We start from the raw sequence: 26,381 nt of genomic DNA, 5'->3' as shown, positions 1-26,381 counted from the left end.
GGGCAGACCGACCTGCGCGTCGGTGTGCCGATCGCCAACCGTAATCGCGGCGAGATCGAAGGCCTGATCGGCTTCTTCGTCAATACCCAGGTGCTGCGCACGCAGTTGCACGGCCAGACCCGGGTCGACGAACTGCTGCGGGCGGTCAAGGAAACCGCGCTGGGTGCCCAGGCGCATCAGGATCTGCCGTTCGAGCAACTGGTCGAAGCGCTGAAGCTGGAACGCAGCCTCAGCCACACGCCACTGTTCCAGGTGATGTACAACCATCAGCCGCACGTCGCCGATATCGCCACCATCAGCACCGCATCCGGCCTGCAACTCGACAGCCTCGACTGGCAGAGCCGCACCACCCAGTTCGACCTGACGCTGGACACCTGGGAGAAGGGCGGCAAGCTGCACGCCGCGCTGACCTATGCCAACGACCTGTTCGATGCACCGACCATCGAACGCATGGCGCGGCACTGGCTGCGCTTGCTGACGGCGATGGTCGCTGATCCGTCGCAGCGCATTGGTGAGTTGCCGCTGCTGGAGGCTGACGAGCAGCGCACCCTAGTGCACGACTGGAACAACGTCCACGCGCAGTACCCGAGCGACACGCCGATTCACCAATTGATCGAAGCGCAGGTCGCGCGTACGCCGCAGGCACCGGCACTGCTGTTCGGCGAGCAGACCCTGAGTTACGCCGAACTGGATGCCCGGGCCAATCGCCTGGCGCATCTGCTGCGCGAACAAGGCGTGCAGGCGGACAGTCTGGTCGGCGTTTGCGCTCTGCGTTCGGTGGAAATGGTCGTCGCGCTGCTGGCGATTCTCAAGGCTGGAGGCGCCTATGTGCCGCTGGATCCGGAGTACCCGCAGGAGCGTCTGGCCTACATGATCGAGGACAGCGGCATCACTTTGCTGCTGACGCAACAGGCGTTGCTGGCAGCGCTGCCGACTGACGGCGTAAACGTCATCACCCTGGATCAGCCGGGGCTGCTCGACCGTTACCGCGATAGCCGTCCGGAGGTCAGCGTCGATCCGCTGAGCCTGGCCTACGTGATTTACACCTCGGGTTCCACCGGCAAGCCGAAGGGCGCCGGCAACAGCCACGCGGCGCTGGTCAACCGTTTGTGCTGGATGCAGGAAGCCTATGCGTTGGACGCCAGTGATTCGGTGTTGCAGAAAACCCCGTTCAGTTTCGACGTGTCGGTGTGGGAGTTCTTCTGGCCGCTGCTGACCGGCGCGCGGCTGGTGGTAGCTGCGCCGGGTGCGCACCGTGATCCGCTGCAACTGATCGATAGCATTAACCGCCACGGCATCAGCACGCTGCACTTTGTGCCGTCGATGTTGCAGGCGTTCATCCACGAACCGGGCGTGGAAAGCTGCAGCGGACTCAAGCGGATTGTCTGCAGCGGAGAAGCGTTGCCGCTGGATGCGCAGCTGCAAGTCTTCGCCAAACTGCCGAACGCGAGCCTCTACAACTTGTACGGCCCGACCGAAGCGGCCATCGACGTCACTCACTGGACCTGTGTCGATGAAGGCGCGGACAGCGTGCCGATCGGCCGGCCGATCGCCAACCTGCGCACCCATGTCCTCGATGCCGAATTGCTGCCGGTGCCGAGCGGTGTCGCCGGTGAGCTGTATCTGGGCGGCGCCGGGCTGGCGCGCAGTTATCACCAGCGTCCGGCGCTGACGGCTGAACGTTTTGTACCGTGCCCGTTCCATGACGGCGCGCGCCTGTACCGCACCGGCGACCGTGTGCGGCAGCGTGCCGACGGCGTGATCGAATACCTCGGGCGTCTCGACCATCAGGTTAAGTTGCGCGGTTTGCGCATTGAGTTGGGTGAAATCGAAACCCGCCTGATGCAGCACTCGCTGGTGCGTGAGGCGGTGGTGCTGGTGCAGGGCGGCAAGCATCTGGTGGCTTATCTGGTGCTGGAAAACCCGCAGGCAGACGAGCAGTGGCAACAAGAGGTCAAGGCGTGGCTGCTCGGCAGCCTGCCGGAATTCATGGTGCCGACCTACCTGATCACCCTCGACAAATTACCGGTCACCGCCAACGGCAAACTCGACCGCAAGGCCTTGCCGCAACCGGAGGCCGCGCCGCAACAGGCATTCGTGGCGCCACAAGACGCCATGCAGAAAGCCCTCGCGGCGATCTGGGAAGCTGTGCTCGGCCTCGACCGCGTCGGCCTCGAAGACAACTTCTTCGAGCTGGGCGGCGATTCGATCATCTCGATTCAAGTGGTCAGCCGTGCGCGACAGGCCGGGATCCGCATCAGCCCGCGTGACCTGTTCCAGTACCAGACCGTGCGCAGTCTGGCGCTGGTCGCGAGCCACGATCATCTGTCCTCGGTGGATCAGGGACCGGTGACCGGCGACGCCGTGCTCGGGCCGATCCAGCAGGATTTCTTCAGCCGGGCGATGCCGGTGCGCGAGCACTGGAACCAGTCGTTGCTGCTGACCCCGCGTGAGGCATTGAACGCACAATGGCTCGATGCGGCGCTGACGTACCTGATCAATCACCACGACGCCTTGCGCCTGCGTTTTGTCGAAGGCAGCGAAGGCTGGCAGCAAAGCCACGGCCCGCTGCTGACGGGCGCTGAGCTGTGGCAACGCGATGCCGAATCTGCCGAACAGTTGCAGGTGCTGTGCAACGAAGCGCAGCGCAGCCTCGACCTGCAAAACGGCCCGCTGCTGCGTGCATTGCTGGTGACGATGGCCGATGGCTCACAACGACTGGCACTGATCATTCATCACCTCGCGGTCGATGGCGTTTCCTGGCGGGTGCTGCTGGAAGACTTGCAGCAGGTTTACGAGCAACTGGCGGCGGGTGGCGGCATTCAGTTGCCGGCGAAGACCAGCGCGTTCCAGAGCTGGACGGCGCGTCTGGCGCAGGAAGCGTCGCGCTTCGATGAGCAATTGAGCTATTGGCAAGCCCAGCATCAGGGCGCCAAGGATCTGCCGTGCGACCGCCCGGATGGCAGCCTGCAAAATTTGCATGGCGAGAAAATCGAATGGCGTCTCGACGCCGAGCGCACCCGCCAGTTGCTGCAACAGGCGCCCGCCGCCTATCGCACCCAGGTCAACGATCTGTTGCTCACCGCACTGGCGCGCACCATCAGCCGCTGGAGCCAGCAGCCGGGCACGTTGATCGAACTGGAAGGGCATGGCCGCGAAGATCTGTTCGATGACATTGACCTGACCCGCACCGTGGGCTGGTTCACCAGTCTGTTTGCGGTCAACCTGACCGCCAGCGCTGATCTCGACGGTTCGATCAAGGCGATCAAGGAGCGACTGCGCGCGGTGCCGGACAAAGGTCTGGGTTACGGCGTGCTACGGCATCTGGCCGCACCGTCGGTGCGCGCCGAACTGGCCGCGCTGCCGCAACCGCGCATCACCTTCAACTACCTCGGCCAGTTCGACCGCCAGTTCGACGAGGCGGCGCTGTTCGTGCCGGCCGTTGAAACCAGCGGCGTGGCGCAGGATCCGTCGGCGCCTCTGGGCAACTGGCTGACCGTGGAAGGTCAGGTGTATGGCGGCGAACTGTCGATGAGCTGGGGCTTCAGCCACGAGATGTTCGACAGCGCCACGGTGCAGCACTTGGTTGATCAATACGCCAGCGAATTGCAGGCGCTGATCGAACACTGCTGCAGCCTGCAAACCGCGCAAGCGACGCCGTCGGACTTCCCGCTGGCTCGGGTGACCCAGGCGCAACTGGATGCGCTGCCGGTGCCGGCCGGTCAGCTCGATGATGTCTATCCGCTGTCGCCGATGCAGCAGGGTTTGCTGTTCCACACCCTCTACGAGCAGGCTGCGGGTGAGTACATCAACCAGTTGCGCGTGGATGTGCAAGGTCTTGACCCTGAGCGGTTCCGCGCCGCGTGGCAGGCCACCGTCGATGCGCAGGACATTCTGCGCAGCGGTTTCGTCTGGCAGGGCGAACTGGCGCAACCGCTGCAGATCGTCCATAAGCAGGTGCAGTTGCCGTTCAGCATTCTCGACTGGCGCGAGCGCGACGATCAGCCGGCAGCCCTTGCGGCGCTGGCCGATGCCGAACGTCAGCAAGGATTCGATCTGAGCCATGCACCGTTGCTGCGTCTGGTGCTGGTGCAGACCGCTGCCGAGCAATGGCACCTGATCTACACCCATCACCATATCCTGATGGACGGCTGGAGCAACTCGCAGTTGCTCGGCGAAGTGTTGCAGCGCTACAGCGGTCGCACCCCGGCCCATGGCGGTGGACGGTATCGCGATTACATCGCCTGGCTGCAACGTCAGGACGGCCAGCTCAGTCAGGACTTCTGGAGCGCTCAGTTGGCCGCGCTGCAAGAGCCGACCCGACTGGCCCGCGCTGCCACCGGCGACGAGCGCGACAGTGGCCACGGCGACCATTACCTGACCCTAGACGTGCCGCGCACCCAGGCGCTGGAAGCGTTTGCCCGGCAGCAGAAAGTCACCGTCAACACCCTGGTGCAAGCTGCGTGGCTGCTGTTGCTGCAACGCTACACCGGTCACGAAGCGGTGGCGTTCGGTGCGACCGTTGCCGGGCGTCCGGCGGATTTGCCGGGCATCGAGCAACAGGTCGGCCTGTTCATCAACACCCTGCCGGTGATTGGCGCGCCGCGTCCGGATCAAAGCGTTGGCCAATGGCTGCAAGCGGTGCAGGCACAAAACCTCAGCCTGCGCGACTTCGAACACACGCCGCTGGCGGACATCCAGCGCTGGGCCGGGCAGGGCGGGGAAGCGCTGTTCGACAACATTCTGGTGTTCGAAAACTACCCGGTCGCCCAGGCGCTGAGCCAGGCCGGGCAAGGCCTGACATTCGGTGATGTCGGCAACCTTGAGCAGACCCACTACGCCCTGAGCGTGGCGGTCACCCTCGGTCAGCAACTGGCGCTGCACTACAGCTTCGACCGCAGCCAGTTTGCCGGTGAGGTGATCGAAGGCATCAGTGCCCATCTGCTGCAATTGCTTGAGCAGTTTGCGCTGTCGGCCGAACGCAACCTCGGCGAAATCGCTCTGGCCAGCGCTGACGAGCATGCCCGCCAGCAAGCCGAAAACCAGCCGCAGCCATACCCGGTGGACATCGCTGTGCATCAGCGCATTGCTGCGCTGACGGCCGAGCGTCCGCAGCGCACCGCGGTGATCTTCAACGGTCAGCACTTCAGCTATGGCGAGATCGAGCAGCGTGCCAATCAACTGGCTCACGCGCTGATCGCCCGTGGTGTCGGCGCCGAGACTCGGGTCGGCGTGGCCCTGCCGCGCAGCGAGGCGGTGATCGTCGCGCTGCTGGCGGTGCTCAAGGCCGGCGGTGCCTATGTGCCGCTGGACACCAGTTATCCGCGTGAACGCCTGGCCTATCTGATTGAAGATTCTGGGCTGGCGCTGCTGATCAGCGATTCGTCGGTGTCGGCGCAATTGCCGGTAGCCGAATCGGTGCCGTTGCTGGAGCTGGATCGTCTCGACCTGCGCGAGTTGCCGATCACGGCGCCACAGGTGCCAGTCGATCCGCATAACCTCGCGTACGTGATCTACACCTCCGGTTCCACCGGTAATCCGAAAGGCGTCAGCGTTGCCCATGGCCCACTGGCGATGCATTGCCAGGCCATCGGTCAGCGCTACGAAATGCGCGACAGCGACTGCGAATTCCACTTCATGTCGTTCGCCTTCGACGGTGCCCACGAACGCTGGCTCACCAGCCTGACCCACGGGGCTTCGCTGCTGATTCGCGACGACACGCTGTGGACGCCGGAGCAGACCTATAACGCGATGATCGAACACGGCGTGAGCGTGGTCGCGTTCCCGCCGGTGTATCTGCAACAACTGGCCGAACACGCCGAGCGTGTCGGCAACCCGCCGAAGGTGCGGATCTATTGCTTCGGCGGCGATGCGGTGCCAAACGCCAGTTTCGAGCGGGTCAAACGCGCCCTCGATCCGGACTACATCATCAACGGCTACGGCCCGACCGAAACCGTGGTCACCCCATTGATCTGGAAGGCTGGCCGTGAAGAGCCGTGCGGCGCCGCTTACGCACCGATCGGCAGCCGGATCGGCGACCGCAGCGCCTACGTGCTCGACGCCGATCTGAACCTGCTGCCACAAGGCATGGCCGGTGAGCTGTACCTCGGTGGTACCGGGTTGGCGCGGGGTTATCTGAACCGTCCGGGGCTGACCGCCGAGCGTTTTGTCGCCGACCCGTTCAGCGCCCATGGCGGCTTGCTCTATCGCACCGGTGACCTGGTGCGCCAGCGCGTCGACGGCACGTTCGACTATCTGGATCGCATCGACAATCAGGTGAAGATTCGCGGTTTCCGTATCGAACTGGGCGAAGTCGAAGCGGCGCTGCAAGCTCTCGACGGCGTGCGTGAAGCGGTGGTCGTGGCGCAGGAAGGCAGTGCCGGCAGTGGCAAGCGTCTGGTGGCCTACGTGGTCGGTGATTCAGCGAGTGCCGAGTTCACCGACCACCTGCGCGCGCAGCTCAAGGCCAGCCTGCCGGCGCACATGGTGCCGGCGTATGTCCTGCGTCTTGAACGCATGCCGCTGACGCCGAACGGCAAGCTCGATCGCAAGAACCTGCCAAAACCGGACGTCAGCCAACTGCAGCAAACCTACCTCGCGCCACAGACGGCGCTGGAACAGCAACTGGCGGCGATCTGGCAAGACGTGCTCAAGCTTGAGCAAGTCGGTGTCAGCGACAACTTCTTCGAACTGGGCGGCGATTCGATCATCTCGATTCAAGTGGTCAGCCGGGCGCGGCAGGCCGGGATTCGCTTCAGCCCCAAAGACCTGTTCCAGCACCAGACCATTCAGGCCCTCGCTACAGTCGTGCAGATCGGCGAAGCCGTGCAGCCCATCGATCAGCATGCGCAAACCGGCGAAACCGCGCTGCTGCCGATTCATCAGACATTCTTCGCCGAAGCGATTCCCGACCGTCACCACTGGAACCAGTCGGTGATGCTCAAGCCGACGCAGGCACTGGACGCTCAGGTACTGGAGCAAGCGCTGGATGCGTTGGTGGTGCAGCACGACAGCTTGCGTCTGGACTTTGTCGAGCAGGCTGCGGGTTGGTCGGCGCACTACCGCGACGTCGCCACCCAAGCGGGGGAAACCATTCTCTGGCAAGTCGAGGTCGCTGATCTCGCCGCCCTTGAGGCACTGGGCGACAAGGCCCAGCGCAGTCTGCAACTGAGCGGCGGTTCGCTGATCCGCGCGGTGCTGGCGAACCTGGCTGATGGCAGTCAGCGCCTGCTGCTGATCGTCCATCACCTGGTGGTCGATGGCGTGTCGTGGCGGATTCTGTTCGAGGATCTGCAAAACGCCTATCGCCAGCTCCTCGCAGGTAAGCCCGTGCAATTGCCGGCGAAAACCAGTGCGCTCAAAGCCTGGGCGGCAGCGTTGCAGGACTACGCCCAAACCCCTGCGTTGCAGGCCGAACTGGGCTTCTGGCAGCAGCAGCTGCAGGGCGCTTCGGCGGCTTTGCCTTACGACCATCCGAACGGTGGGCAGCAACACGATCAGGCGCTGACCCTGCGCAGCAAACTCGATCAGACCCTGACCCGTCAGCTGTTGCAGGAAGCTCCGGCGGCCTATCGCACCCAGGTCAACGACCTGTTGCTGACCGCGCTGGCGCGGGTGCTGGTGCGCTGGACCGGGGACGACAATGCCTTGGTATTGCTTGAGGGCCATGGTCGCGAAGACCTGTTCGAACACATCGATCTGACCCGCACCGTGGGCTGGTTCACCAGCGTATTCCCGGCACGCCTGGCACCGGCTGCGGAACTCGGCGCGTCGCTCAAGCAGATCAAGGAACAGCTGCGGGCGATCCCCCACAAAGGCATCGGCTTCGGCGCACTCGCGCACCTTGGTGATGAGCCGGCGCGTGCCACCCTGCAAGCCTTGCCGGCGCCGCGCCTGACCTTCAACTACCTCGGCCAGTTCGATGGCAGCTTCGACGCTGCCAGCGATGCCCTGTTCGTGCCGACCAGCGAGTCCGGCGGCGCAGAGGTCAATCTGCAAGGGCCGCTGGGCAATCCGTTGGCGCTCAACAGCAAGGTATTCGGCGGTGAGCTGGACCTGAGCTGGACCTACAGCGGCGCGATGTTCGACACCGCCACCATCCAGCGTCTGGCCGACGACTATGTGCAGGAACTGACCACGCTGATCGGCCACTGCTGCGACAGTGCCAACCGTGGCGTGACGCCGTCGGACTTCCCGCTGGCGCAACTGTCGCAAGCGCAACTGGATGCGCTGGTGCTGGAGCCGCAAGGCATCGACGACATTTATCCGCTGTCGCCGATGCAGCAGGGCATGCTGTTCCACACCTTGCTCGAACACGGCAATGGCGACTACATCAACCAGATGCGCCTGGACGTCGACGGCGTCGATCCGCAACGCTTCCGCGCGGCGTGGCAGGCGGCGGTAGATGCCCACGACATCCTGCGCAGCGGCTTCTTCTGGCAAGGCGATCTGCCGCAACCGGTACAAGTGGTGCAACGTCAGGTCGAGGTGCCGTTCAGCGTGCTCGACTGGCACGGCAGGACTGATCTGGAGGCAGCGCTGCAAACCCTCGCCGATGAGGAGCGCGCACTGGGTCTGGACCTGAGCTGTGCACCGCTGATGCGCCTGGTGCTGGTGCGCACTGCAGCCGAGCGTTATCACCTGATCTACACCAACCATCACATCCTGATGGACGGCTGGAGCAGCGCGCAGTTGCTCGGCGAAGTGTTGCAGCACTACAGCGGCGAAGCGGTCGCCCGTGGCGCGGGTCGCTACCGCGATTACATCGCCTGGCTGCAATGTCAGGATGGCGCGGCGGCGCAAGCCTACTGGCTGGCGACGCTGGGCAATCTGCAGGAACCGACGCGCCTGGCCAATGCCATCGCGCGGCCGCACGCCGGTTTGCCGAGCGTGGGTTATGGCGATCATTACCAGGTGCTGGACGCTGAGCTGAGCCAGCGCCTGGGCGAGTTTGCCCGGGCCGCGAAAGTCACCGTCAACACCGTGGTGCAAGCGGCGTGGCTGCTGCTGTTGCAGCGCTACACCGGCAAGGATTGCGTGGCGTTTGGTGCCACCGTCGCCGGGCGCCCGGCGGATCTGCCGGGCGCCGAAGCGCAGATCGGTCTTTTCATCAACACGCTGCCGGTGATCGCCGCGCCGCCCGCGCAGCAGAGCGTGATCGCCTGGCTGCAAGCGGTGCAGGCGCAGAACCTCGCCTCACGCGAGTTCGAACACACGCCGCTGGCGGATATTCAACGCTGGGCCGGGCAGGGCGGTGACGCGCTGTTCGACAGCCTGATGGTGTTCGAGAACTACCCGATCGGCGAAGCGCTGGAACGTGGTGCGCCGCAAGGTCTGCGCTTCGGCGCGGTGGCCAATCAGGAGCAGACCAACTATCCGCTGACCCTGCTGGTGAACATGGGTGCACAACTGTCGGTGCATTTCAGTTATCAGCGCGACAGCTTCGCTGCGGCCAGCGTGGCGCAGTTGGGCGCGCATCTGCAGCGTCTGCTGAGCCAGATGGCGGATGGCGGGGAACGTTCGCTCAGCGCGCTGAACCTGATCGAACACCGCCCGCCGGTGAACAGCGATTTCGTCACCGAGCAGTGCATCCATCAAGCCATCGCCAATCAGGTGGCGACGACCCCGGATGCCTTGGCGGTGACCTTTGCCCATACGCAACTGACCTACGCCGAACTGGATGCGCAGGCCAATCGTCTGGCGCATAAATTGGTAGAACTGGGCGTCGGCCCGGAAGTGCGCGTGGGCGTGGCGATGCCGCGTTCCGAGCAATTGCTGATTGCCTTGCTCGCGGTGCTCAAGGCCGGTGGCGCTTACGTGCCGCTGGACCCGGACTACCCGGCCGATCGCGTGGCCTACATGCTCGAAGACAGCCGCGCGCGGGTGTTGCTCTCCGAACAGGCGGTTGCCGCGACTCTGAGCGTGCCGGGCGATACGCAAGTGCTGCTGTTGGATCAGCTGTCGCTGAGCGACTATTCGGTTGTTGCGCCACAGACTGCAGTACAGCCGGACAACCTCGCCTATGTGATCTACACCTCCGGTTCCACCGGCAAACCGAAAGGCGTGGCGATTGCCCATCGCAACGTCATGGCGCTGATCGACTGGTCGGCCAAGGTCTACAGCCGTGATGACATTCAAGGCGTGCTGGCCTCGACGTCGGTGTGCTTCGACCTGTCGGTCTGGGAGCTGTTTGTCACTCTCGCCAACGGTGGTTCGCTGATCATTGCGCGAAATGCGCTGGAGCTGGCGCAACTGCCGGCCCGCGATCAGGTGCGCCTGATCAACACTGTGCCGTCGGCGATTGCCGCACTGCACCGCGCGGGGCAGATTCCGTCGAGCGTGCGCATCATCAACCTGGCGGGTGAACCGCTGAAACAAGCGCTGGTGGAGGCGTTGTACCAGCAGTCGACGGTCGAGCACGTTTACGACCTTTACGGCCCGTCGGAAGACACCACCTATTCGACCTGGACCCGCCGCAGTGCTGGCGGTGAGGCGCGGATTGGGCGTGCGCTCGATCACAGTGCCAGCCATCTGCTCGACGCCGATCTGCACGCGGTGCCGCAAGGCGTTTCGGCCGAGCTGTACCTGTCCGGCGCCGGCATCACTCGCGGTTATCTGGGGCGTGCGGCGATGACCGCCGAGCGCTTCGTACCGAATCCTTTCGTCGGCAGCGGCGAGCGCATGTACCGCACCGGCGACCTGATTCGAGAGCGCGAGGAGGGCGAGCTGGAGTACATGGGCCGGATCGACCATCAGGTGAAAATTCGTGGATTCCGCATCGAACTGGGGGAGATCGAGGCGCGATTGCTCGCGCAACCGGCAGTCACCGAGGCGGCGGTACTGGCCGTCGAAAGCGACACCGGCGCGCAACTGGTGGCGTATGTGGTTGCTCCGTCACTGGAGATGCACGACGGGGACGCGCAGCGGCAACTGCGCGAGGGACTAAAGACTGGCCTCAAGTCTTCGTTACCTGACTACATGATTCCCGCGCACCTGCTGTTCCTTGAGCAGTTGCCACTGACCCCCAACGGCAAACTCGACCGCAAGGCCCTGCCGGCGGTCGATGCCAGCCAGATGCAGGCCGCGTATGTCGCGCCGCACAGTGAGCTTGAGCAGCAGGTCGCGGCGATCTGGCAGCAAGTGCTCGAAGTGCAGCGCATCGGTCTGAACGATCACTTCTTCGAACTCGGCGGGCACTCGCTGCTGGCGGTCAACGTGGTGTCGCGCATGGCCCTTGAACTGGGCCTGACGCTGACCCCGCAACTGTTATTCCAGCACCCCGTCCTGAGCGATTTTGTCGCTCGACTCGATACAGGAGGCGGGGCAATCAACGAACAGAAACTGAGCAAGCTGGAAGCCCTGCTTGACGATATGGAGGAAGTCTGATGGACAAGAGTGTTGCTTTGAGGGTAGCCAAGCGCTTTATCACTCTGCCGCTGGACAAACGTAAGCTGTACCTGGAAAAGATGCTCGAAGAGGGCGTCTCACCGGCCAACCTGCCGATCCCGGAAACACGTTCCGGGTTTGCGGCGATTCCTCTGTCGTACGCTCAGGAACGTCAACTGTTCCTCTGGCAAATGGACCCGCACAGCACCGCGTATCACATCCCCAGCGCCCTGCGCCTCAAGGGGCGGCTGGATGTGGCGGCGCTGGAGGGCAGCTTCAACGCGGTGGCGGCGCGTCACGAAAGCTTGCGTACCACTTTCGCCGAACAGGGTGAAAGCTTTTGCCAGGTGATTCACCCGCAGCTGCCGCTGAGCATCAGCCTGACGGCATTGCCGGAGGGCCTCGACGCCGCCGGGGAAGACGCCGCGATCAAGGCCTTCGTCGAGAGCGAAACCGCACGCCCGTTCAATTTGCAGCAGGGCCCGCTGCTGCGGGTGGCGCTGCTCGAAGTGGCGGAAGACGACCATGTGCTGGTGCTGATCCAGCACCACATCATCGCCGATGGCTGGTCGATCAAAGTCCTGGTCAACGAGCTGATCCAGCATTACGCCGCCGACACCGCCGGGCAGCCGCTGAGCCTGCCGGAACTGGAAGTGCAATACGCCGACTACGCGATCTGGCAGCGCCACTGGCTGGAAGCGGGCGAGCGTGAGCGCCAGTTAGCCTACTGGGTCAAGACCCTAGGCGGCGAGCAGCCGGTGCTGGAGCTGCCGATCGATTTCCCGCGTCCGGCCGTGCAAAGCCTGCGCGGTGCGCGGCTGGAGCTGAACCTGCCGGCTGACCTCGGTGACGCCCTCAAACAGCTGGCGCAGCGCGAAGGTGCGAGCCTGTTCATGCTGTTGCTGGCGTCGTTCCAGGCGTTGCTGCATCGCTACAGCGGTCAGGCGCAGATTCGCGTCGGAGTGCCGACCGCCAACCGTAATCGGGTCGAGACTGAAGGCCTGATCGGCTTCTTCGTCAACACGCAGGTGCTGAATGCCGAGGTCAGCGGGCAACTGCCGTTCAACCAGTTGCTGGCTCAGGTCAAGCAGGCGGCGATGGATGCGCAGGCGCATCAGGACCTGCCGTTCGAGCAACTGATCGAAGCCCTGCAACCGGAGCGCAGCCTGAGCCACAGCCCGGTGTTCCAGGTGATGTTCAACCACCAGACCAGCCGTGATCAGGGACGTAGCGCGGCGCAGTTGCCGCAGCTGAGTGTCGAGGATGTGCAGTGGGAAGGGCGCACCGCGCAGTTCGATCTGACGCTGAATACCTACGAGTCCAGCGACGGCTTTGACGCCGAGCTGACCTACGCCACTGATCTGTTCAAAGCTGAAACCGTCGAGCGTCTGGCGCGTCACTGGCAGAACCTGCTGCGCGGTATCGTCGCCGCGCCGAGCCAGCGCGTCGGCGAATTGCCGTTGCTGGAAAGCGCCGAACACGGCGTGCTGTTGCAGGACTGGTTGCGCAGCGCCGACCGCACTGCGCAAGCCGAATGCGTGCAGGAGGATTTCTCCCGGCGTGCGCAGCAAACACCGCAGGCCACGGCCCTGATCATCGGCGAAGACGTGCTGAGCTACGGCGAGCTGGATGCCCGCTCCAGTCAACTGGCGCACAAGCTGATCGAGGCCGGTGTCGGCCCGGATCAACTGGTTGGCATCGCCGTCGAGCGCAGCGTGGAAATGATCGTCGGCCTGCTGGCGATCCTCAAGGCCGGCGGTGCTTATGTGCCGCTGGACCCGGCGTATCCACAGGATCGCCTGGCCTACATGATCGAGGACAGCGGCCTGCAACTGCTGCTGATTCAAAGCCATTTGCAGACGCAGCTGCCGATCCCGCCGGGCGTGCAAGCGCTGTTGCTGGATCAGCCACGCGAGTGGCTGGCGGCTTATCCACAGACCGCGCCGGACGTGGCAGTCAATGGCGAGCATCTGGCCTACACGATCTACACCTCCGGTTCTACCGGCAAACCGAAAGGCGTGATGGTGCGCCACGCGGCGCTGAGCAACTTTGTCGCGAGCATGATCAAGCAGCCGGGCATCTGTGCCGCCGATCGCATGCTGTCGCTGACCACCTTTTCGTTCGATATTTTCGGCCTGGAAATCTACGGCCCATTGCTGGCCGGTGCCTGTGTGGTGCTGACCGGCAAGGATGTGCATCAAGACCCGCAAGCGGTGCTCGAACTGATCGAGCGTCATGGCGTGACGGCGCTGCAAGCCACGCCCTCGACCTGGCGCCTGCTGCTGGACAATGAACAGGCGCCAATCCTGGCAGGCCGCACGTTCCTCTGTGGCGGTGAAGCGCTGTCGCAGGAACTGGCGCAACGCATGCTCGCACTGACGCCGAGCGTGTGGAACCTCTACGGCCCGACCGAAACCACTATCTGGTCGGCGCAGCACGCCTTGAGTGTGGACAGCAGCCGTCCATTCCTCGGCACGCCGATCGACAACACTGCGTTGTATATCCTCGGCAGCGACCTGGAGCTCAATCCGCTCGGCGCCCCGGGGGAACTGCTGATCGGCGGCGACGGCCTCGCTCGTGGTTACTTCCAGCGCCCGAGCCTGACTGCCGAACGCTTTGTCCCTGATCCCTTTTCGAAAACCGGCGCGCGTCTGTACCGCACCGGCGACCTGACCCGTTACCGCGCCGAAGGCGTGATCGAGTACATCGGGCGGATCGACCATCAGGTGAAAATCCGTGGTTTCCGGATTGAACTCGGCGAGATTGAAGCGCGTTTGCTCGCCCTCGATAGCGTGCGCGAAACCGTGGTAGTCGCTCAGGACGGCCCGACCGGCCCGCAACTGGTCGGCTATGTGGTGCCAGCCGCCAGCGCTTTTGATGAAGGCGAACTGCGCGCCGCATTGAAAGCCAGCCTCAAGGCCGAGCTGCCGGAATACATGGTGCCGGCGCACCTGCTGTTCCTCGCGCAACTGCCGCTGACGCCGAACGGCAAAGTCGACCGCAAAGCCTTGCCGGCGCCCGATGCCAGCCAACTGCAATCGACTTACATCGCCCCGCAAACCGCCACTCAACACAGCGTCGCCGAGATCTGGCAAGCGGTGCTCAAGCTTGATCGCGTAGGCCTGAGTGACAACTTCTTCGAACTGGGCGGCCACTCGTTGTTGGTCACGCAAGTGGTCTCGCGGGTGCGTCAGGCGCTGAACGTTCAAGTGCCGCTGCGCACGTTGTTCGAACACAGCACGCTGGAAGATTTTGTCGCCGCGCTGGGCGTCGATCAGGCGCATCGGGAGCCGCCGATTGTTGCCTTGCCACGCCTGCAACCGCTGGCGCTGTCCTATGCCCAGGAGCGTCAATGGTTCCTCTGGCAACTGGAACCGACCAGCACCGCTTATCACGTGCCGGCGGCGTTGCGTCTGCGCGGTGAGCTGGATTTGCCAGCGTTGCAGCGCAGCTTCGACGCGCTGATCGAGCGCCACGAATCGCTGCGCACCTGCTTCGTCGAACAACAGGGGCAGACCCTGCAAGTGATCCAGGCTCACGGCACACTCGATATGCAGGTACAGGACGTGGCGGCGGATCTCGACGAGGCGGCGCTGCAAGCGCTGGTCGCCGCCGAAACCCTGCACCTGTTCAATCTGCAGCAAGGCCCGTTGCTGCGGGTCAAACTGCTGCGTCTGGCCGCCGATGACCACGCACTGGTCATCACTCTGCATCACATCGTCTCCGATGGCTGGTCGATGAATGTCATGGTCGATGAGCTGGTGGCGTTGTATGCCGCCTACAGCCAGGGCCAGAGCGTGCAATTGCCGGCGCTGCCGGTGCAATACGCCGACTACGCCGTGTGGCAGAAACAGTGGATGGACGCCGGTGAACGCGAGCGTCAATTGAGCTACTGGGCCGCACAACTCGGCGATGGTGATCAACCGCTGCTGGAGTTGCCGACCGACCGTCCGCGTCCAGCCGAGCAGAGCTATCGTGGCGCCCGTCGCGATATCCCGCTGAGCCTCGAACTGGCCACCGCGCTCAAGCACCTGGCGCAACGCGAAAACGTCACGCTGTTTGCGCTGTTGCTGGCGTCGTTCCAGACCCTGCTGCATCGCTACAGCGGTCAGGCCGATATCCGCGTCGGGGTGCCGGTGGCCAACCGCAACCGGGTCGAGACCGAAGGCCTGATCGGTTTCTTCGTCAACACCCAGGTACTCAAGGCCGAGTTCGACAGTCAGCAGACGTTCCGCAGCCTGCTGCAGCAAGTGAAAAATACGGTGCTGGGTGCGCAGGCGCATCAGGATCTGCCGTTCGAGCAACTGGTCGACGCGCTGCAACCGGAGCGCAGCCTCAGCCACAGCCCATTGTTCCAAGTGATGCACAACCACCAGAGCCAGGTGCGTCAGGCGCAGGGTGCCACGCGTCTGCCAAAACTGGCGATTGAAGGCTTGCCTTGGGCGTCCAATACAGCGCAGTTCGATCTGACCCTGAACACTTTTGAATCGAGCGATAACGTCTGGGCCGAGCTGACCTATGCCACCGACCTGTTCGATGTCGAAACCATCGAACGCCTGGCGCAACACTGGACCCATCTGCTGCAAGGCATCGTCGCCGACAGCGCTCAGCGCATCGCCGAACTGCCGCTGCATGACGCGGCCGAACGCGCGGCGACCTTGCAGCAGTGGAACCCGGCCATCCGCGATTTCCCGAGCGAGCAGTGCCTGCATCAACGGATCGAACAACAAGCCGCCCGCGCCCCGCAAGCGATTGCCGTGAGCTGTGCCGGGCAGTCCCTGAGCTACGGCGAACTGAACAGTCGCGCCAACCAGTTGGCCCACAAGCTGATTGCCAGCGGCGTCGGCCCGGACGTGCGCGTCGGTCTGGCGGTGGAGCGCAGCCTCGACATGCTGGTCGGCCTACTGGCGATTCTCAAGGCCGGCGGCGCCTATGTGCCGCTGGACCCGACGTACCCGGAAGAACGCCTGAGCTACATGATCGGCGACAGCGGCATCGCCTTGCTGCTGACCCAGAGTCATCTGATTGGGCGTTTGCCGGTGCCGGATTCGTTGCGCAGCCTGATGCTTGATCAGGAACGTGACGGTCTGGAAGGCTACAGCGACAGTAATCCGCAGGTGCGCATGAGCCCGGACAACCTGGCTTACGTGATCTACACCTCCGGTTCTACCGGGCAGCCGAAGGGCACGTTGCTGGCCCATCGCAACGTGCTGCGCCTGTTTGAGGCCACCGATGCGTGGTTCGATTTCGGCGCCGCGGATGTCTGGAGCCTGTTCCATTCCTACGCGTTCGATTTCTCGGTGTGGGAGATTTTCGGGGCGCTGCTGTACGGCGGCAAACTGCTGGTGGTGCCTTACGAGGTCAGCCGCTCGCCGGAAGATTTCTTCGCCTTGCTTTGCCGCGAAGGCGTCACCGTGCTCAACCAGACGCCATCGGCGTTCAAGCAATTGATGCAAGTGGCTTGCGCCCCGCAGCATGCGGCGCAAGCACTGGCGCTGCGTTATGTGGTGTTCGGCGGCGAGGCGCTGGAGGTCAAAAGCCTGCGTCCATGGTTCGAGCGTTTCGGCGATCAGGCACCGCAACTGATCAACATGTACGGCATCACCGAAACCACCGTGCACGTGACCTACCGGCCGATTTCGCTGGCCGACTTGCAGCGTGACGCCAGCAGTCCGATCGGCGAACCGATTCCCGATCTGTCCTGGTACTTGCTCGACGGTGATCTGAATCCGGTCGCCAAAGGCTGCATCGGTGAGCTGTACGTCGGTCGTGCCGGCCTGGCTCGCGGTTACCTGAACCGTGCGGATCTGACCAGCCTGCGCTTCATTCCCGACCCGTTCGCCGCTGATGGCGGGCGTCTGTACCGTACCGGTGACCTGGCGCGCTATCGCGCCGACGGCGTGATCGAATACATCGGCCGGATCGACCATCAGGTGAAAATTCGCGGTTTCCGTATCGAACTCGGCGAGATCGAAGCGCAGCTGCTGGAACAGGCTGCCGTGCGCCAGGCCGTGGTGCTGGCGCAGCCGGGCCTTAGCGGTCAGCAACTGGTCGCGTATCTGGTGCCAGGCGACGCCGCGCTGCTCGACGCAAGCCCGGCCGAACAGGCGCTGTGGCGCGACAGCGTGCGCGCCGAACTCAAGGCCAGTCTGCCGGATCACATGGTCCCGGCGCACCTGTTGCTGCTGGCGCAATTGCCGTTGACCGCCAACGGCAAACTCAATCGCAATGCCTTGCCGTCACCCGACGCCAGCCAGTCACAGCAGACCTATCAGGCGCCGCAAAGCGCGATGGAGCAGGGGCTGGCCGCGATCTGGCAAGACGTGCTGAAGCTGCCGCAGGTCGGCATCCACGACAACTTCTTCGAATTGGGCGGTGACTCGATCATCTCGATTCAGGTGGTCAGTCGCGCCCGTCAGGCCGGCATCCGCCTCAATCCCAAAGACTTGTTCCAGCACCAGACCGTGCAGCGTCTGGCGCTGGTCGCGCAGTGGGGCGGCGACGAATCGACGATTGATCAGCAAGCTGCGAGCGGTGCGGCGTTGCTGCTGCCGATCCAGCAGCAGTTCTTCGCCGACGAGATTCCGCAGCGTCATCACTGGAACCAGTCGGTACTGCTGCAACCACGTCAGGCGCTGGACGCTGAAAAGGTCGAGCAGGTGTTGCGCGCACTGGTCGCTCATCACGATGCCTTGCGCCTGAGCTTCACCCAGCGCGATGGCGTGTGGCAGGCCGAGCATCGCGCGGTCGAAGCGCTGCCGCAGAACCTGCTTTGGCAGGAACAGGTCGCGGATGCCGCCGCCCTTGAAGCCTTGGGTAACCGCGCCCAGCGCAGCCTCGATCTGCAACACGGGCCGTTGCTGCGTGCGGTGCTGGCAAATCTGGCCGATGGCACTCAGCGTTTGCAGTTGGTGATTCATCACCTGGCGGTGGACGGCGTGTCGTGGCGGATTCTGCTGGAAGACCTGCAGAACGCTTATCAGCAATTGCTGAATGATCAGCCGTTGAGCCTGCCGTCCCGGACCAGCGCCTTCAAGGACTGGAGCGAGCATTTGCAGCGTTACGCTAACAGCCCGGCGTTGCAGGCCGAACTGGATTATTGGCAGGCCTGCCTGAGCGATGTAAGTACCGATCTGCCGTGCAAACGCGTTGACGCCAGTCAGGACAATCGTCTGGCCCAGACCGTACAAACCCGGCTCGGCACCGAGCTGACCCGCCAACTGCTGCAAGAGGCCCCGGCGGCGTACCGCACCCAGGTCAACGATCTGTTGCTGACGGCGCTGGCGCGGGTCATCGGCCGTTGGAGCGGGCAGGCGTCGACGCTGATCCAGCTCGAAGGCCATGGTCGCGAAGAACTGTTCGACGGTGTCGATCTGACCCGCACGGTGGGCTGGTTCACCAGCCTGTTCCCGGTGCGCCTGACGCCGGCAGAGACGCTTGGCGAGTCGATCAAGCAGATCAAGGAACAACTGCGCTCGATCCCCAACAAGGGCATCGGTTTCGGCGCTTTGCGTTACCTCGGTGATGCGCAAGCGCAGCAGAGCCTGCAGGCCTTGCCGAGCCCGCGCATCACCTTCAACTACCTTGGGCAGTTCGACGGCAGTTTCGCTGGCGATGACGCTGCGCTGTTCGTGCCGTCGCCGGGCAACGCCGGCCTCGATCAGAGCCCGGAGGCGCCGCTGGGCAACTGGTTGACCCTCAACGGTCAGGTGTATGGCGGCGAGCTGCGGGTGGGCTGGACGTTCAGTAGTGAGCGCTTCGACAGCGCGGTGATCGAAGCCCTGGCCGCAGATTACGCCGCAGAACTCGCGGCATTGATCGGCCATTGCCTGACCCCGGGCGTCGAAGGTCTGACCCCGTCGGACTTCCCGTTGGCTGGCCTGACGCAGACGCAGCTTGATCAGTTTCCGCTGGCGCCGCGCCAGGTCGCCGATGTGTATCCGCTGTCGGCGATGCAGCAGGGCATGTTGTTCCACAGCCTCTACGAGCAGGCCACCGGCGATTACATCAACCAGGTCCGGCTCGATGTCGAAGGCCTCGATCCGCAACGCTTTCAGCAGGCCTGGCAAGCGGCGGTGGACAACCACGACATTCTGCGCAGCAGCTTTGTCTGGCAGGGTGAACTGGCGCGTCCAGTGCAAGTGGTGCACAAGCAACTGGACATGCCGTTCCGCGTCCTCGACTGGCGTGATCGCGACGATTGTCAGAGCGATCTGAATGCGCTGGCCGCAGCCGAACAGGCGCAAGGTTTCGACCTGAGCCAAGGGCCGCTGTTGCGCATGGTCGTGGTGCGGCTGGACGAGCAGCGCTGCCACTTGATCTACACCAACCACCACATCCTGATGGACGGCTGGAGCAACTCGCAATTGCTTGGTGAAGTCCTGCAGCGCTACAGCGGGGTTGCCCAGCCGCCACTGGCCGGACGTTATCGCGATTACATCGAATGGCTGCAGCGTCAGGACGTGCAGGCCAGCGAGCGTTACTGGACCGCGCAACTGGCTGACCTGCAAGCGCCGACCATGCTGGCGCAAGCGTTGCAGGCGCAGCGCGGCGATGCACCGCGCGACGGCCACGGTGAACATTTCTGCGTACTCGATGCTGAGCAGACGCGGCGTCTGGGCGAGTTTGCGCGCCAGCAGAAAGTCACCCTCAACACGCTGATTCAGGCGGCATGGCTGCTGCTGTTGCAGCGCCTGACCGGCCAGCCGTGTGTGGCGTTCGGCGCGACGGTAGCGGGGCGTCCGGCTGAGCTCAAAGGGGTCGAGCAGCAGATCGGTCTGTTCATCAACACCTTGCCGGTCATCGCCATCCCGCAGTCGCCATCGAGCGTTGGCGAATGGTTGCAGAGTGTGCAGGCGCAGAACCTGGCCTTGCGCGAACATGAGCACACTCCGCTGTTCGACATTCAGCGTTGGGCCGAGCGCAACGGTGAGGCGCTGTTCGACAACATTCTGGTGTTCGAGAACTACCCGGTGTCCGAGGCGCTGGCGCAGGGCGCACCACAAGAGCTGCGCTTCGGTGAAATCCACAATCATGAGCAGACCAACTACCCGCTGACGCTGCTGGTGCACTTGAGCGACGAATTGTCGATGCACTTCAGCTACCAGTGCGAAAGCTTTGCCGCGCACAGCGTGGTGCAACTGGCCGGGTATCTGCAGCGCTTGCTCGGGCAAATGAGCGAGTCGGGGGAACGTTCGCTCAGTGAATTGAACCTGATCGAGCACAGCCCGCAAGTGAACAGCGATTTCGTTACCGAGCAGTGCATCCATCAAGCCATCGCCCGTCAGGTAGCGGCGATCCCGGATGCCTTGGCGGTAACCTTCGCCCATAAGCAACTGACCTACGCCGAACTGGATGCCCAGGCCAACCGTCTGGCGCACAAACTGGTCGAGCTGGGTGTCGGCCCGGAAGTGCGCGTGGGCGTGGCGATGCCGCGTTCCGAGCAGTTGCTGATTGCCTTGCTTGCGGTGCTCAAGGCTGGCGGTGCGTACGTGCCGCTGGACCCGGATTACCCGGCGGATCGCGTTGCCTACATGCTGGAGGACAGCCGGGCGCGGGTGTTGCTGACCGAACAGGCGGTTGCCGCGACCCTGAGCGTGCCGGGCGATACGCAAGTGCTGCTGATGGATCAGGTTTCGCTAAGCGGCTATTCGGCTGTTGCACCACAGACTGCGGTGCAGCCGGATAACCTCGCCTACGTGATCTACACCTCCGGCTCCACCGGCAAACCGAAAGGCGTGGCGATTGCCCATCGCAACGTCATGGCGCTGATCGACTGGTCGGCCAAGGTCTACAGCCGCGAGGACATTCAAGGCGTGCTGGCCTCGACTTCGGTGTGCTTCGACCTGTCGGTGTGGGAGCTGTTCGTCACGTTGGCCAACGGCGGCTCGCTGATCATCGCCCGTAATGCCTTGGAGCTGCCGCAACTGTCGGCCCGCGATCAGGTGCGCCTGATCAACACCGTGCCGTCGGCAATTGCCGCGCTGCAGCGTGCCGGGCAGATTCCGCCGAGCGTGCGCATCATCAACCTGGCGGGTGAGCCGCTGAAACAAGCGCTGGTGGAGGCGCTGTATCAGCAGTCGACGGTCGAGCACGTCTACGACCTGTACGGCCCGTCGGAAGACACCACTTACTCGACCTGGACCCGCCGCAGTGCCGGTGGTCAGGCACGGATCGGGCGCGCGCTCGAGCACAGCGCCAGCCATCTGTTGGATGCCGATTTGCACGCGGTTCCGCAGGGTGTTTCGGCCGAGCTGTACCTGTCCGGCGCCGGCATCACGCGCGGTTATCTGGGGCGTGCGGCGATGACCGCCGAGCGCTTCGTGCCGAATCCTTTCGTCGGCAGCGGCCAGCGCATGTACCGCACCGGCGACCTGATTCGTCAGCGCGAGGAGGGCGAGCTGGAGTACATGGGCCGGATCGACCATCAGGTGAAAATTCGCGGCTTGCGTATCGAACTGGGCGAAATCGAAGCGCGTCTGCAGGCACATGCCGCCGTGCGTGAAGCGGTGGTCGTGGCCAGCGAAGTGTCGGGCAGTCAGCAACTGATTGCCTATCTGGTGCCGAGCGATCCGGCGATCATCGACGCCAATGCCGAGCACCAGGCCGCACTGCAGCAAGCCCTCGGTAACTGGCTGGGCGCGACCTTGCCGGATTACATGGTGCCGAGCCACCGCCTGTGGCTGGCGCAGCTGCCGCTGACACCGAACGGCAAGATTGATCGCAAGCGCCTGCCGGCACTGGAACTCAGCGCCGCGCAGTTGCATGTCGAACCGGCGAATGCCACTGAGCAGGCGCTGGTGCAGATCTGGAAAGAGGTATTGGGCCTTGAGCAGGTCAGCACCCATGACAGTTTCTTTGCCTTGGGCGGCGATTCGATCATCTCGATTCAGGTGGTCAGTCGCGCCCGTCAGCAAGGGCTGGAATTGAGCCCGAAAGACCTGTTCCAGCAACCGACCATTCAGCAACTGGCCCTGTGCGTGCAGGCTGCCGAAGGGCGTGTGGCGCCGGAGCCGGCGCTGATCGACCTGCCGCTGCACGGCTTGAGCGAGGCGCAAGTCGCGCAACTGCCATTGCCGGCGGGGCAACTGGACGGGCTCTATCGCTTGTCGCCGATGCAGCAGGGCATGCTGTTCCTCGGCCTGAATTCGCCGGAATCGGACCTCTACGTCAACCAGTTGAGCGTTCCGGTGCAGGGCCTTGAGCCGCTGCGCCTGCAAGCCGCGTGGGAAACCGTCAGCCGTCGCCACGACATTCTGCGCACCGGTTTCCTTTGGCAGGACATGGCCGAGCCGCTGCAATTCGTGCTCGCCGATCCGCAGTTGCCGTTCAGTCTGCTCGACTGGCGTGAGCAGGATCATTCGGCCGAAGCCTTGCAAGGCCTGGCGGATGCCGAGCGGGCCAAGGGCTTCGACCTTGACCAGCCACCGCTGCAACGGCTGACGCTGGTGCAAGTCGGCGAGCACAGCTATCAGCTGATCTGGACTTACCATCACATCCTGATCGACGGCTGGAGCAGTTCGCAGTTGATCGGTGAAGTGCTGAGCCAGTATTCCGGACGACCACTGGCCGAAGCGGTGCCGTACCGTGGTTACATCAACTGGCTGCAGCAGCAGGACGCGAATGCCAGCGAAGGTTTTTGGCGTCAGCACCTGAGCCGGCTCGACGAGCCGACCTATCTGGCGGACGCGGTGACGCGCACCGGCAGTGGTCGCGGTCACCAGGCGCTGTACAGCCGTCTGGGCGAGGCCCGCACCGAACAGTTGAAAGCCTTTGCCCAGTCGCAGCAGGTCACCCTCAACACCTTGGTGCAGGGCGCCTGGCTGGTGCTGCTCAGCCGTTACAGCGGCCAGCGTTGCGTAGCGTTCGGCGCGACGGTGGCGGGGCGTCCGGCGAGTCTGCCGGCCTCGGAATCGATCCTCGGCCTGTTCATCAACACCTTGCCGGTGATCAAGGACGTGCCGGCCGAGCAGGCCGTGGGCGCCTGGTTGCGTGAGTTGCAGGATTTCAACCTGGAACTGCGCGAGCGCGAATACACGCCGCTGACCGACGTCCAGCGTTGGGGCGGGCGTGCCGGGCAGTCGCTGTTCGACAGCATCATCGTGTTCGAAAACCACCCGATCGATCAGGCGCTGCGTGAGTGGCGCGATGATTCGCTGAAGTTTGGCGAGATCAATAACTCGGGCCTGACCAACTTCCCGATGGACCTGATGGTCACCCTCGAAGACGGGCTGGTGATCGAGTACATGTTCCTGCGCGAACATTTTGATCTGGCGACCGTGGAAGGCATCCGCAGCAACATGGAAGGCCTGCTCACCGCGCTGGTTCAGGACGCCGGGCAGGCGCTGGGACGCATCGGTCTGCCAACCGGGCAAGTCTCGCCTGCGCAAGACTTTGCTGCGCAAGCGCAGACCACGCTGGTGCACCAGCGCATTGCCGGGTGGGCCGCGCAACGTGCCGAACAAACCGCAGTGATCTTCAATGAGCAAGCCTTCAGCTACGGTCAGATCGAAGCGCGGGCCAATCGTCTGGCGCATGCGCTGATCGCCGAAGGTGTCGGTCCGGAAGTGCGGGTCGGTGTGGCCCTGCCACGCAGTGAAAACATGATCGTCGCGTTGTTGGCGGTGCTCAAGGCCGGGGGTGCCTACGTGCCGCTGGACGCGACCTATCCGCGCGAGCGCTTGAGTTATCTGATGCACGATTCGGGCATCGCCTTGCTGCTCAGCGATTCGAGTCTGCGTCAGGTGCTGCCGACCCAGGCCAACCTGCATGTGCTGGAACTCGATCAGCTGGATCTGCGCACTCAGCCGGATTCGGCGCCGCAGGTCGCGGTGCAGCCGGGCAACCTGGCTTACGTGATCTACACCTCCGGCTCCACCGGTCAGCCGAAAGGTGTCGGCGTGGCGCACGGGCCGCTGGCGATGCACTGCCAGGCGATCGGTCAGCGTTACGAAATGAGCGCGGCCGATTGCGAGTTGCACTTCATGTCGTTCGCCTTCGACGGCGCGCATGAGCGCTGGCTGACCACCCTGACGCACGGCGCGCGTTTGCTGATTCGCGACGACAGCCTGTGGACGGCCGAACAAACCTACGACGCCCTGCATCAGCATGGCGTGACCGTGGCCGCGTTCCCGCCGGTGTATCTGCAACAACTGGCTGAACACGCTGAGCAGCACGGCAATCCGCCGCCGGTACGAATCTACTGCTTCGGCGGGGATGCGGTGCCGGTGGCAAGTTTCGAATTGGCCAAACGCGCACTGCAACCGCAGTACATCATCAACGGCTATGGCCCGACTGAAACGGTGGTCACGCCGCTGATCTGGAAGGCCGCGGTCGACGATCAATGCGGAGCGGCCTATGCGCCGATCGGCAGCGTGGTCGGCGAGCGCAGCGGTTATGTGCTCGACAGCGACCTCAACCCGCTGCCGGCCGGCATTGCCGGTGAGTTGTACTTGGGTGGCGCGTTGGCTCGCGGTTATCTGGGGCGTGCCGGTGGCACCGCCGAACGTTTCGTTGCCAACCCATTCAGTGCCGACGGCAGTCGCCTGTACCGCACCGGCGACCTGGTGCGCCAGCGTGCCGACGGCACTGTCGACTATCTCGGGCGGATCGACCATCAGGTGAAAATCCGTGGTTTCCGCATCGAGCTGGGTGAAATCGAAGCGCGCCTCAAGCAGCAGCCGGGCGTGCGTGACGCTGCCGTAGTGGCCCGCGAGGGTGTCAGCGGCAAGCAACTGCTCGGCTACGTACTGGCCGCTGCCGAGACGCCGGCCGACGGTTTGGGCGAGCGTCTGCGCGAGCAACTCAAGGCCAGCCTGCCGGATTACATGGTGCCGGCACACCTGATGGTGCTTGAGCGCATGCCGCTGACGCCGAACGGCAAACTCGACCGCAAGGCCCTGCCGAATCCGGACGCCGAACAGCGCCTGGCCTACGTCGAGCCGCGCACCGAGCTGGAAAAAGCCCTGGCGAAGATCTGGCAGGACGTGCTGAAAATCGAACGGGTCGGGCTCACCGACAACTTCTTCGAACTGGGTGGCGACTCGATCCTCAGCCTGCAAGTGGTGGCCCGCAGCCGTGTGCTCAAGGCTCAGGGCCTGAGCCTGAAACTGCGCGATCTGATGCAGAAACCGAGCATCGGCGAACTGGTAGCGAGTGTTCAGGGCACGGCGGAAAAAGCCTCCGGGTTGCTGGCGATGAACGCCGAGGTCAAGGGCGTGGCGCCGCTGTTCTGCCTCCACGCCGGTTTTGGCACGGTGTTCGACTACGAGCCGCTGGCGCGGCGCCTGAGCGGTCAACGCCAGCTGTTGGCGATTCAGTCGCGGATGCTGCTGGATCCGGCGTTCAACGACACCTCGCTGCAGGAAATGGCCAGTGATTACCTGGCGCAGATTCGCCAGAAACAGCCGCAGGGGCCGTATCACCTGCTGGGCTGGTCGCTGGGCGGAACTCTGGCGATGTTGATCGCCGCGCAACTGGAGCAGGCCGGGCAACAGGTCAAGTTTGTCGGGCTGGTCGACAGCTTCGTGCCGTCGGCGGCGGTCGACGCCGGGGCTGTCGATGACTGGCAAGCCGACCTGCGCGATTTCCTGCAGGTGACGCTGCCGGACGCCGCTTCGGACTTGTCTATCGACGGTGAGGAAACGCCGCACAACCTGCGCGCGCTGTTCCAGCGTGCCATGAGCGCCGAGCGCGGGGCGTCGACTTATGTGGCGCTGGGTGCCGAAGAACTGGCGCAGGTGTTCAGCGTGGCGCGCCGGCTCAAGCAGTTGTCGCTCAAGCTTGAGCGCTGTGCGCCGCTGACCGTCAACCCGACGTGCTGGTGGACCTTGGGGCGCGAAGCCGAGGCACTGGAGCTGGCGGCGCAACTCGACCAGCCGGGCATGGGCGGCGAATGGCTGGATTGCGGGCACTTCCAGATCCCGCGCGATGAAACTTTCCTGTCCGAGGCTGAAGAAATGCTCGGCCAGATCGTTGAATCAGTAGTCATGTCCTGA

The 26,381-nt window shown here is 63.9% G+C and carries 2 protein-coding genes (1 of these 2 running past the window's edge); both read left to right on the top strand.

Annotated features, from left to right (window positions below):
- Positions 1-11,385 carry the 3' portion of a non-ribosomal peptide synthetase gene (locus LVD08_RS12950; RefSeq protein WP_247268330.1) on the top strand. Its footprint begins 936 nt before the window's first position, so 11,385 of the gene's 12,321 nt are visible here — the last part of the coding sequence; its start codon lies off the left edge, out of view; the stop codon is at positions 11,383-11,385.
- A complete protein-coding gene (locus tag LVD08_RS12945) occupies positions 11,385-26,381 on the top strand; it encodes a non-ribosomal peptide synthase/polyketide synthase (RefSeq protein WP_247268329.1) in 14,997 nt (4,998 codons plus the stop codon). Before LVD08_RS12950 ends, LVD08_RS12945 begins: the two co-directional genes overlap by 1 nt.

The sequence above is a fragment of the Pseudomonas sp. YL2 genome, assembly GCF_023063025.1.
GTDB lineage: Bacteria > Pseudomonadota > Gammaproteobacteria > Pseudomonadales > Pseudomonadaceae > Aquipseudomonas > Aquipseudomonas putida_A.
Note: the sequence above shows the minus strand (reverse complement) of the source record. Positions and strands in the feature narration are given on the sequence as shown.

What these genes read in the sequence shown, in the direction of transcription:
- LVD08_RS12945 (WP_247268329.1), top strand. Translation starts at nt 11,385, where the DNA reads ATGGACAAGAGTGTTGCTTTGAGGGTAGCCAAGCGCTTTATCACTCTG.